An 11,062-nucleotide genomic window follows, 5' to 3' on the forward strand; every position below is an offset into this window, starting at 1 on the left:
GGACGCACTCCGGCGACACCACGGCCCGGCCGGCGTCGTCGGCGGCTCCACGGCCGTCCCGTGGGGTCACGGGGCGTCCCGTGGTGGCGCGGACGTCGGGCCGGCGCCGCCACCGGCCGTCGCCCGGGGCTCGTGGGCTCAGGCCGGGTCGGGTGCCGCCGGCGCACCGGTACGGCGCACCCCCCGCTCGGACCGCGCCGCCGCCGAGGTGGTGGCGATCCAGTCGTCGATCGTCTCCCACCAGTGGTACAGCCAGTCGGTCAGCTCGGCCTCGTCCCGCGGCACCTCGGCGGCCGGGATGAACCACCAGCGCAGGTGCAGCGTCTTGTCCATCGGCAGGCCCCGCCACAGATCGCCGACCGTGCTCAGGTGCTCCAGACCGGTGTGCGCGACGAGGACGACGTCGGCGTGCGGGGCCGCACCCAGCGCCGCGACCACCCCGCCCGGACGCGGGGGCAGCAGGTGCCGCATCGCCTCGGCCCGGCGGACCGCCGACAGCAGCCCCCGGTCGCGGAGGCGCTGGATGGCGCGGACCTTGCGCCGCGGGGTGAAGTTGGCACCCTCCGGGAAGATCAGCAGCGCGTCCTCCTCGCCCAGGTCGCGGGCCAGGTCGGCGATCGCCTCCTCGGAGCGGTACCCCGCCGTCGGATCGGCCGGGACGAAGTGGTTGGGCAGCCGGTTGAGGTAGACGTCGATCAGCGGGTCGAGCTGCAGGACGTCCTTGAGGACGATCCGCGGACGGCGCAGGTGGTCGCGGTTCATCAGGGTGTGCACGAGCAGGAAGGAGTCGCCCGGACCGGCGTGCCGGGACAGCACCACCATGGCGTTCGTCGAGCCGGGCACCCCGTCGTCCAGCGGCGACCAGGACTCGCCGTCGGTGACCAGTCGCAGCGCGAACACCCGCTGTGCCACCCGCATCAGCACGTCGAGCAGCAGGCGCAGCACGGTGTAGTGGGCGGCCCGGAACGCCGGGGCCGACAACCGGCGACCGAGCCCGCTGAGCACCCAGAGCACCGCCGCGACGGCGAGCCCGGCCACCTCCAGCGCCAGGTGGACCAGGCCGAAGCACAGCAGCCGCAGCACGCGCCAGCGCCCCGGCAGGAACACCGAGGCGAGCACGGCCGCGACCACGAGCACGGGCAGGAGGACGACCGCGGCCACCAGCGCGCCGATCAGGAGCGGACCGGTGACCCGGCGGACGCGGCGTGGGGGCAGCACCTCAGGCTCCCCCGTCCCAGGACGCGCCGCTCCGTTCCAGGTAGCCGCGGGCCGCGGCGTGCGCGCGCTCGATCCGGGCCGGCACACCGGAGAAGTCGCGGTAGCGCAGGGTGCCCGTCGCGGGCGAGCCCGGGTTCCCCGAGGGCAGGACGTGCACGGTGACACCCGGTGGCAGCGCTGCCAGGTCCGCCGCGAACCGGTGCCGCCGGGCGATCTCGAAGGCCACCAGGGCGACCTCCCACGGCCGGGTGGGCGGGCGCAGCGGACGGTCGATCCGCCCGACGTGCAGCACGTAGACCGTGGCGGCGCCGAGCGCGACCGCCCGGCCGACCGGGATGCTGTGCACCAGCCCCCCGTCCAGGTAGTGCTCGCCGGCGAGCTCCACCGGCGGCAGCAGCCCGGGGACGGCGCAGGAAGCGAGCACCGCGTCGACCAGGACGCCGTCGGTGAACCAGCGCTCGGCGGCCCGCTCGATGCTGGCCGCGACGCACTGGAAGGGCACACGCAGCTCGGCGAAGGTCTGCACCGGCAGGTGGGCCAGGAGCAGGTCGCGCAGCGGTTCGCGCGGGTGCAGGTGGGTGCGGGTCCGCACCAGGGTGCCCACCCGCGCCAGCACGGACCCGGCGAAGACCCGCTGGGAGGCCAGCTCCTCCCACACCGCGCGCAGCCGGTCCACCGCGCTCGGCGTCGGGTCGGCGGCGACGACCGCGCCGTTGATGGCCCCCACCGACGTCCCCACGACCAGGTCGGGCCGGACGCCGTGGTCGAACAGCGCCTGCAGCATCCCGACCTCGGCCGCACCGAGCACTCCTCCGCCACCGAGCACGAACGCGGTGCGGTCGGGCCCGGCCGACACCCCTGGCGAGGCCATGCGCCGCATCCTGTCACCCGGGGCAGGACCGCAGCGGCCACGGGCACCACCTCGACAGGAGCCGCCCCGGGTCCCGGGGCGGCCTGGCCCGGGCCGCTCAGAGACCGAGCCGGGCCGATGCCGGGTCCGCCCAGCGGCTGCTGGAGTCGTACCCCCGCATCGTGGTCACCGAGGCCCACCTGCCCGTCCGGGCCAGTTCCCGCTCGCTGACGCCGGCCCGGTACCCCTCGGTCGCGAACGACCGGCGCAGGCTGTGGGGGCTCAGCCCCTCCAGGGGGACGCCGGCACGCTCGGCGGCACGCCGCAGGACGAGCCGCACGGAGGACCTGGCCATCCGGGTCCGTCCGACCCGGGGCCGGGCACCCCGCCCGACGCTGCGGAACAGCGGCCCGGAACCGCCGAGGTCCGCCGCGTCGACCCACGCGTGCAGCGCGCGCACCGGACAGGTCCGCGCCCGCACCCCGGGTGCGAGGGCCAGCACGTCGCCGGCGCCCTCCTGGTCGGTCTTCGACCAGCGGATGGTGACGTCCAGGCCGCCGTGCCCGGCGGGGGCCAGGTCGGTCACGTCCAGTCCGCAGACGTCCGAGGCGCGCAGCCCGAGGGCGAAGGAGACGAGGATCAGGGCCCGGTCGCGCAGGCCGGCCACCCCGTCCGGGAGGTCCTCGACCAGCGCACGGATCGTCTGGGTGTCGAGCGCCCGCGCCTTCCTCGGGCGGCGGCCGTCGCGGGCCGCGGTGCGCCGGATGCCGCGGAGGACCTCGCGCGTGCCGGGGTGCTCGGACGGACTGGGCTGCCCGGCCTCCCGGTGCGCGTGCGCGATGCCGGACAGCCGGCGGGCGATGGTGCGCGGGCTCGCCCCCGCGTCGCTGAGCGCCGCCAGGTAGGCCGCCACCGCGGCGTCCGCCGCCGGCAGCGGGACGAAGCCGCGCTGCCGCGCCCAGGCGGTCCAGGCGCGGAAGTCCGCGTCGTAGGCCTTCCGGGTGGAGTCGGCCTTCGCCGCGGTGAGGTAGCGCCCCACCGACTCCACGTCGCCGGGGAGCACCAGGCCCCCCGCGGCGGCGCCCCCGTGCCCGCCGGGCGGGGGCGCGGCGCCCGAGGGCACGAGTCCCCCGCCGCCGTCCGCACGCTCCATAACAGCTGATTATGGAGTGCGGGTGGCGCCCGCGCCGTCCAGAGGTCCCCGGGACCGGCGCGGTCGTTCGTCCGCCCCGGTCGTTTGATCGGACGAACGGACGCAGACTCGGTGCCATGACCCCTGGCACGGCCACCTGCGGCTATCCGCACTGCGACCGCCCCGTGGCCCCACCGCCGCCGACCGGCGGCCGCTCGTCGTACTGCTCCCTCCCGGAGCACAACCGCACGACCGCCTTCGCCGCCCGCCGGGCGGAGGCGGCCGGGCGCGCACCCGCCGCACCGGAGACGCCCGCGGCCCCGCTGCCGGGAGCGCGGCCCGCCGAGACGCTGACCGAGGTCGCCGACCGGCTCCGTCAGACCCTGGCGGAGATCGAGGTCCAGGTGGGCCGTGCCGGGGAGGTGCTGACCAGGGCCGCCGACGCGGATCTGCTGGAGGTGGAGCGGGCGGCCGTCCGCGCCGACGCGCGTCGCGAGGTCGCCGAGGCCGAACAGCGTGCGTCCCTGGCCGACCGGGTGCGCGCGGTCGCGGAGGGGGCGACGCGGGAGGCCCTCGAGGTGGCGGCGCGGGCCGAGGCCGACGCGACCGGTGCCCGGGACGAGGCCGCGACCGCGCGGGAACGGGCGGCCACCGCCCGGCAGGCCGCCGACGCCGCGCAGGCCGAAGCGCAGCGGGCGCGCGCCGATGCGGCCGCCGCCGGAGCGGCCGCAGGTGAGGCGGAGGCGGGGCGACGGGACGCCGAACGACGCCGCGACGCGGCCGCCCGCGACGCCGCGGCCGCACGCAGCGAGGCGGCCCGTGCGCAGGAGGAACGGGACCGCGCGCTCGCCGAGGCCGCGTCAGCACACGAGCGGGCGACGTCCGCGGAGGCCGCGCGGGACACGGCCCTGGAGGCCGAGCGCGCGGCCCGCGCGGAGACCGCGCGCGCCCGGGACGACGCCGCACGGGCGGTCAGTCGCGCCGAACAGGCGGAGGCGGCCGCCCGGCTGGAGACCACGGCCGCGGAGGGCCGCATCCAGGCGGCGGAGGCGCGAGCCGGTGCCGCGGCGCAGCGGGCGAGGGAGCAGGAGGACCGCGCTGAGCGCGCCGAGCGACGTGCCGAGGAGAGCCGGCGGGACCGCCTGCGCGCGGAGGAGGCGCGGGACCGGGCTCTCGCCGACGCGGCGGCAGCACGGGCTTCCCTGGCCACGGCAGCCCACCCGCCGGAGGAGAGGAGCGGGGACGCGGAGGTGGCCGGCGAGCTGCCGGGCGGGGAGGAGTCCACCGGCGCCCCGGCGCCCGGAGCGTCGGGTGGGCACAGCGTCCCGGGTGCCCGCCGGCCGGATGGCTCCCCCTGAGGAGGGCGGCGGGCGGCACACCCCTCAGGTGCGCGGTTCCCGCCCGACCGGCTGCCGCGGCTCGTCGAGCACCGGGGTGGGGGCACGGAGCGGCACCTGGACGGGGGCTCCGGCGTCGACCGACCGCGGGGTGCCGTCCACGACGACGGTCACGGGACCCTCTCCGCGCACCAGCGTGACCGTGGTGCCCTCCCGCGTCGTCTCGACGCGGAGCAGCCGGCCGCGCCAGGTGACGGAGTAGGCGGTCCGCGAGAGCGAGGACGGCAGCAGCGGCGCGATCTCGAGGTCCTCGTGGTCCTCGCGCAGCCCGCCGAGACCGGCGACGAACGCCAGCCAGGTGCCGGCCACGGAGGCCATGTGCAGCCCGTCGGCGGTTCCGCCGGTGACGTTGCGCAGGTCCACGAGGGCGGCCTCGCGCAGGTAGCGCAGGGCGAGGTCGGGGTGCTGCGCCTGGGCGCACACGACCGCCTGGACGGCGGCCGACAGCGAGGAGTCCCGGACGGTGCGGGCCTCGTAGTACTCGAGGTCGCGCGCCACCTCCTCGGCCGTGAACTCGTCCCGGCACCACCACAGCGCCTGGACGAGGTCGGCCTGCTTGAGCACCTGCCGCCGGTAGAACGTGGCGTAGTGCTGGTGCTCCTGGACCGGGTAGGCGTCGCGCTGGTCCTCGAAGGGCCACTCCCGGTAGGTGGTGAAGTTCGCGTTCGACGGGTGCACGCCCAGGCCCTCGTCCCACGGCAGGTGCACGGCGTCCGCCGCGGCCCGCCAGGCGGCGGTCTCGGTGGAGTCCACCCCGAGCTCCGCCGCGCGCTCCTGGTGTCGCCGGCAGGCGTCGGCGGCGCGCCGCAGGTTGGCCCGGGCCATGAGGTTGGTGAAGACGTTGTCGTCGACCACCCCGGTGTACTCGTCGGGCCCGGTCATGCCGAACAGGTGCCACCCCCCGGCCGCGTCCTCGTGGCCGATCGACATCCACAGCCGCGCGGTCTCGACGAGCACCGCCAGGCCCCCGACGCCGACCAGGTCCCTGCCCGTGACGTTCTGGTGGAGCCAGAAGGCGCGGGAGATGTCGGCGTTCACGTGCATCGCCGCCGTGCTCGCGGGCCAGTACGCGGAGACCTCGCGCCCGCTGATCGTCCGCCACGCGAAGGCGGCCCCCGCCAGCCCCAGCGTCGCGGCGCGCTCGCGGGCGAGGTCGAGGGTGCTGGACCGCCAGCGCAGCAGGCGTGCCGCCGCCTCCGGGCGCAGCAGCGTCAGGGCGGGCAGGACGAACCCCTCGACGTCCCAGAACGTGTGGCCGCTGTACCCCATGCCGGTCAGCCCCTTGGCGCCGACCGGGGCACGGGAGATGCAGGCGGCGGAGCAGTGCAGCTGGAAGACGGCGTAGCGCAGCGCCTGCTGGAGCTCGGGGTCGCCGTCGACCTCGACGTCCGCGCTCGCCCACAGCTCGTCGAGCGCGGCCCGCTGGCCGGCGAGCAGCCCCTCCCACCCGAGGTCGAGGGCCGAGCTCAGGGCGGCCGACGCCTCGCCGAGGACGGAGTCGGACCCGGCGTCGTAGGACCAGCTGTACCCGACGGCCTTGACGATCGTGATCCCCTCGCCGGGGAGCAGGTCGGCGGCGACCGTGGTGATGACGTGCTGCTCGTCGACGTGGGTGCGCACCCGTCCGCCGTCGACCTGGTGTCCGACCGCGGCGGCGACGGTGATGCCCGAGCGGCGCGTCCGTTCCACCAGGGCGCCACCGGTCGCGTTGCCGATCTGTGCCCGGGGCTCGAAGGCCTGGTCCAGACACTCCGCGACGCGCGGGTCGTCGTTCTCCACGCCGGTCGGCGTCACCTCGCCGGCGGCCAGGTCGGACCGGACCACGACGTGCGCGGGCCCGTCCAGCACGCGGACCTCGTACCGGACCGCGCACACCGACCGCTCCGCGAGGGACACCAGCCGCCGGGAGGACACCTCCACCGACGTGCCCGACGGCGCCGTCCAGCGCACGCGGCGGTCGAGGGTGCCGGTCCGCAGGTCCAGCGTGCGCTCGTGGACCTCCGGCCGGACCTCGCGCACGTCCAGCGGGACGCCGTCGACCAGCAGGCGCAGCGGCGTGCCGTCGACGACGCTGAGCATCGCCTGCCCCTCCTCGGGCTGCCCGTAGCCACCCTCGGGGTAGGACAACGGATGGGTCTCGTGGACCCCGGACAGGTAGGTGCCGCGCATGCCGTGGGGCTCGACCTCGTCGAGCGTCCCCCGGATCCCGAGGTAGCCGTTGGAGAGACTGAAGACCGACTCGGTGACACCGATCGTCTCGAGGTCCACGTGTGGCTCGCGGACCACCCACGGGGCGGTGTCCAGTCTGGGGGCGGTCACGCGGGTCCTCCCGGGAGAGCGATGAGGACGCCCGTGGCGCCCCGCTCCAGTCCTACCGGGAGGCGGCGGACGGCGCGATCTGTGCCGACGGCGTCCGCAGCCCGGTGCGCCGGTGCGATCCGGCCGCCCGGGTCGGTGGAACGGGAGGACCGCGCCGGCTGACCGGGGACGGCCGGGGGTGGTCGGTGCGCCGCTCAGGTGCTGACGAGCGCGATCGAGGCGAACACGACGAGGTCGACGGCGAAGTGCAGGAGGAACGGCCAGCCCAGCCCCCTGGTCGCGACCATCGCCGCGCCGAGGAGGAGCGCCAGGACGCCGGACTGCAGCACTCCCCCGAACCCCTCGGGGACCGAGCCGGAGTAGTGGGCGAGCCCGAACCAGACCGAGGTCAGGAGGACCGCCTGACCGGAGCCCACGACGTCGACCAGCGTGGCCAGGGGGCCGGATCGGTACACCACCTCCTCGCCGAGGGCGTTGGCGGCCGCGCAGCCGATGACCCACGGCAGCAGGGGGACGAGCGCCGCCAGGCCCGTCGGGTCGCGACCCGTGCCCGGCCACGTCACGGCCGCCATGAGAGCGAAGAGGGCGACCGCGGCGCAGGGTCCCAGCACCGCCCAGCTCACCGTGCGCGACGTCCCGGGCAGGCTCAGTCCGCTCGGTGCGGCCATCCGCCCGGGCGTGAGGAACGCCTCCGCCGGTGACATCCGCAGGCCGGCGACGAGGAGGCCGGCCACGACCACCGCCACCACGAGGAAGAGGGTCCTGCTGACGAGGATGCGGCCGAGGTCCGACCCGCCCGCCCCGATCCAGCTGCTGAGCAGCGGTGGCAGGACGTAGGCCACGCAGAACGCGACGAGCGCCACGAGCAGGTACCGCAGGACGGGCCGGGCCGGCCGCCACACCCCCGCGACGCCGAGCAGGGGGACAGCGGCGGCCAACCCCCACCAGTGAGCCGCGGCAGGGCGCACCCCAGCCACCTCGACCGCGATGATCCCGGGCAGGCTGCTGAGGAGGAGGGTGACCCCCCAGGCGAACGCCAGGGCGCGTCGATCGCGCCGGACACCCGCCGACCGGCCACCGGTCACCGAGGTCATGGCCGTCCTCCAGAGGGGTTCGGGCAGGAACGCTGTCCTCCCTCGACCCGCGATCACCTGTCAAGGGAGCTGCGTGCTACCCGGGCGGATCGCCGGTCGGCGACGCGCGCTGCTCACTGCAGGTCGCGAGGGACTCACGGTGCCGAGGCCGGGCCGGCGGCGGGGACACCTGCCCGGACACGACCTCAGGACAGCTGTCGGAGGAGCTCGATCGCGGTCCGGCAGCCGTCCTCCCCGGCCATCGCACGGGCGGCGTCCGCCGCGGCGCCGGGACCGGGGAGGGTGGCCAGTGCCTCCCCGAGGCGGTCAGCGGTGAGCCGCCGCGCGGGTACCGGCGCCGCGCCGAGGCCGCGTCGGTGCAGCAGTGCAGCCCAGAAGGGCTGGTCTGCGAGGAACGGCACCGGCACCGACACCACCCCCGCCCGCAGGACGGCGTGCACCGTGCCGGCGCCGCAGTGGTGCACGGCGACGCTGCAGCGGGGCAGGACCGCGGCGTGCGGTACGCCGGCGCGGACGAGGACGTCATCGCCGGTCCGGTCCTCGGGGATCCGCAGGCCTCCCCATCCCGTGGTCACGAGGACCCGTCGTCCGGCTGCGCGCACCGCGTCGACCACCGCCCGGCCGCGAGCGAGGGGGTCGCCGGCGGCCATGGACCCGAAGCCGGCGTACACGACGTCCCCGGGGTCGAGGAAGGCCTCGAGCTCGGCGTCGAGCTGCGGACCCGCCGGCGGGTTCTGCCAGACCCCGGTCATCCGGGTGGTGTCCGGCCAGTCGTGGGGCCGCGGCAGGAGGACCTCGCTGATCGGCACGACGGTCAGCGAGGGAGGAGGGAGCGGACCGCGCACCGGCACCCCGAAGCGGCCCCGGATCTCGCGCAGCGCCCCGGCGAACGCCGTGGAGGCGCCGGCCAGCACGCGATAGGTCAACGGGTTGAACCGCCCCAGGTCCGCCGTCGTGACCCCAGCCGCGGGGAACTCGCGGGTGGGGGTCAGGGTCGGGACGAGCTCCACCAGCACGTGGGGCACCCCCAGGTGGGCGGCAGCGACCGGCGCGGACAGCACCTTGGGGTGGTGGACGACCACATCGGGGCGGAAGGCCACCGCGGCCTCGGCTGCGGACCGCAGCATCGCGACCATCATGGGCCGCACCACGGAGCGGTAGGACCGGAGCGCGGCCCACGCCGAGACCCCCTGCTGGGTGACCACTCGCGTGAAGTCCGCGTCCAGGGGCGCGACGTCGACGCCCACGTCCTCGGCCGTGTCGAGGAAGTCGCGCGTCACGCCCAGACGGACATCGTGGCCGTCGTCCCGCGCTCGTCGGGCCAGCGCGAGGAACGGCTCGACGTCTCCGCGACTCCCGGCCGTCAACAGCACGATCCGCATCCCGGCTCCCTGTGACGCGCCCGACCCAGGTCCCGCTCAGCTGCCTGGTCGACCACGACGATCACCACCTGGTCGGAGGTCGGCAACCCCTCCGCCACACCAGCCCCCACCTGCGCCGTCCGGCCCCGCGGCTGCACTGGTTGACTCGTCGCATGACCGTGCCGCTGCCGGAGCCGGACCCGGAGATCGACCCGAACGCACCCGTGCCGGACGACCCGGCGGAGCTGCTGCCCGATGCGCCCCAGCCGCTCCCGCCGCCGCCGGTCGAGGCGACACCGGAGGACCCCGGTGGCGACCCGGGAGGCGTGCCCGAGCCCGCCTGATCCCGCGACGAGGGCGGGCGGGGGCCCGTCCGCACGGCGCCGGGAGCGGTGGAGGACCGACCGGGGTCAGGCGCGGGCGGCGCCGGTCCCGCGGCCACAGCGCCACGCCGACCAGACCAGGGCCAGGGTGCTCGCGGTCAGCGCGACCGTGCGGAGCAGGTTCGCGCGCAGCAGGCTGTCGATGGTGGCGTCGGACCGGCCGGCCTCGTCCAGCCGGTCGTGCATCGGGATGGCCCAGAGGACCGTCGACCCGATCGACACGACGCCGCCGAGGCCGACGACCGCCGCCACGGACCGGGGCACCCCGGCCGGCCGGGCCCAGGGGAAGGCGGCGCCGGCGAGGAAGGACACGAAGCCCGGCACGACGACCACCAGCGGGATCGCCGCGTCGTACTGCCGGTGGTAGGCGGCGAACTCCGCGTCCCCGACGGCCCGGTACAGCGGGTAGGACACCACCTGCGCCTGCCAGCCCAGCGCCGCCGAGTAGCCCGTGAGCGCCGTGAGACCCGCCAGGTACAGGTGCCGCCACCCGCGGTCCGGGCCGGAGCGGCGGTGCGGGCGGGCCAGCGCGGTGTCCGGCATGGGGACTCCTCGGGGGACGGCGCGGTTCGGGATCGGTGCCGCCGATCCTGCTCGCGGAGCCGGTCGTCGGTCAGGTCATCGGTCCCCGGTCGCGGTCGCTGCCGTGCGGCACAGGGGCGGGGCCGCCCCGGCGGTCCGGCGCCGGCCGCTCAGGGCCGGTAGACCCGCCGGGCGTTCTCGTGCCCGATGAGGCGCGCGACCCGCTCGGCGTCGCGCGCCGACCACTCCCCCGCTGCCACCCACCGCCCGACCACCGCGCTGATCCCCCGCCGCCACAGCAGCGCGCCCGAGAGGTGCAGCTCGCTGGGCCCCCAGGCGTCGGACGAGTACAGCTGCTTGGTGAAGGGGGCGACCTCGAGCGACTCCGCGATCAGCTGCGGGCTCTGGCTGCCGACGTAGTTCAGGCCCAGGCCGACGTCGAAGTAGACGTTGTCGAACGCCTGCGCCAGGTAACCGGCCTCGCGGTGGTACGGGTAGTTGTGCAGCAGCATGACCGGCACCGCCGTCGGCTCCACCCGGCGCAGCCACGGCATGAGCAGCAGCGGGTTGGCCCGGTGCAGGTCCAGGTCCGGGTCGCCGTAGCCGCTGTGCAGTTGCAGGGGCAGTCCGCGGTCGACGCGGATGGGCCGCTGGGAGGCCGCCAGCGCCAACGAGGTCCTGGACGCGCTCTAGACCGCCCGGGGGGGGGGGGGGGGGGGGGGGGGGGGGGGGGGGGGGGGGGGGGGGGGGGGGGGGGGGCGGGGGGGGGGGGGGGGGGGGGGGGGG

The 11,062-nt window shown here is 76.7% G+C and carries 10 protein-coding genes; 2 read left to right on the forward strand and 8 right to left on the reverse strand.

Annotated elements, in window-relative coordinates:
• Positions 1 to 138: 138 nt before the first annotated feature.
• The 3 genes from ACI79I_RS11125 to ACI79I_RS11135 all read right to left on the reverse strand — a co-directional run bounded on the left by ACI79I_RS11125 (position 139) and on the right by ACI79I_RS11135 (position 3,221).
• Positions 139 to 1,218, reverse strand: coding sequence for a lysophospholipid acyltransferase family protein (locus ACI79I_RS11125; protein WP_456992396.1), 1,080 nt, complete (start codon positions 1,216 to 1,218; stop codon positions 139 to 141).
• 1 nt (position 1,219) lies between these two features.
• On the reverse strand, positions 1,220 to 2,089 hold the full coding sequence (locus ACI79I_RS11130; RefSeq protein ID WP_456992397.1) for a patatin-like phospholipase family protein: 870 nt from the start codon (positions 2,087 to 2,089) through the stop codon (positions 1,220 to 1,222).
• 97 nt (positions 2,090 to 2,186) lie between these two features.
• On the reverse strand, positions 2,187 to 3,221 hold the full coding sequence (locus ACI79I_RS11135; protein WP_456992398.1) for a site-specific integrase: 1,035 nt from the start codon (positions 3,219 to 3,221) through the stop codon (positions 2,187 to 2,189).
• Positions 3,222 to 3,337: 116 nt separating this feature from the next.
• Between ACI79I_RS11135 and ACI79I_RS11140 the strand changes: the two genes are divergently transcribed.
• Entirely contained in the window at positions 3,338 to 4,558 is a 1,221-nt protein-coding gene (locus ACI79I_RS11140; protein ID WP_456992399.1) for a hypothetical protein, read from the forward strand.
• Between the two features lie 24 nt (positions 4,559 to 4,582).
• On the opposite strand, the gene ACI79I_RS11145 is transcribed toward ACI79I_RS11140, so the two are convergent.
• The 3 genes from ACI79I_RS11145 to ACI79I_RS11155 all read right to left on the reverse strand — a co-directional run bounded on the left by ACI79I_RS11145 (position 4,583) and on the right by ACI79I_RS11155 (position 9,392).
• Positions 4,583 to 6,916, reverse strand: coding sequence for a glycoside hydrolase family 65 protein (locus ACI79I_RS11145; protein WP_456992400.1), 2,334 nt, complete (start codon positions 6,914 to 6,916; stop codon positions 4,583 to 4,585).
• Positions 6,917 to 7,110: 194 nt separating this feature from the next.
• Positions 7,111 to 8,010: a CPBP family intramembrane glutamic endopeptidase gene (locus ACI79I_RS11150; RefSeq protein ID WP_456992401.1), complete on the reverse strand. Its 900-nt coding sequence runs from the start codon at positions 8,008 to 8,010 to the stop codon at positions 7,111 to 7,113.
• A gap of 185 nt (positions 8,011 to 8,195) precedes the next feature.
• Positions 8,196 to 9,392 carry a glycosyltransferase gene (locus ACI79I_RS11155; protein WP_456992402.1) on the reverse strand — a complete coding sequence of 399 codons (1,197 nt, stop codon included), beginning with the start codon at positions 9,390 to 9,392 and terminating at the stop codon, positions 8,196 to 8,198.
• A 152-nt stretch (positions 9,393 to 9,544) separates the two neighbouring features.
• On the opposite strand from ACI79I_RS11155, the gene ACI79I_RS11160 reads away from it, so the two are divergent.
• Positions 9,545 to 9,715 (forward strand): hypothetical protein, encoded by a 171-nt coding sequence (locus ACI79I_RS11160; protein WP_456992403.1) that lies wholly within the window; start codon positions 9,545 to 9,547, stop codon positions 9,713 to 9,715.
• Between the two features lie 66 nt (positions 9,716 to 9,781).
• On the opposite strand, the gene ACI79I_RS11165 is transcribed toward ACI79I_RS11160, so the two are convergent.
• Together ACI79I_RS11165 and ACI79I_RS11170 are read right to left on the reverse strand one after the other, a co-directional pair.
• Positions 9,782 to 10,297 (reverse strand): hypothetical protein, encoded by a 516-nt coding sequence (locus tag ACI79I_RS11165; protein ID WP_456992404.1) that lies wholly within the window; start codon positions 10,295 to 10,297, stop codon positions 9,782 to 9,784.
• Positions 10,298 to 10,446: 149 nt separating this feature from the next.
• The gene (locus ACI79I_RS11170; RefSeq protein WP_456992405.1) at positions 10,447 to 10,947 is read right to left on the reverse strand and encodes an amidohydrolase family protein; all 501 of its coding nucleotides are present in this window, start codon (positions 10,945 to 10,947) and stop codon (positions 10,447 to 10,449) included.
• Positions 10,948 to 11,062 lie beyond the last annotated feature (115 nt).

The organism is Geodermatophilus sp. SYSU D01105 (genome assembly GCF_054050095.1).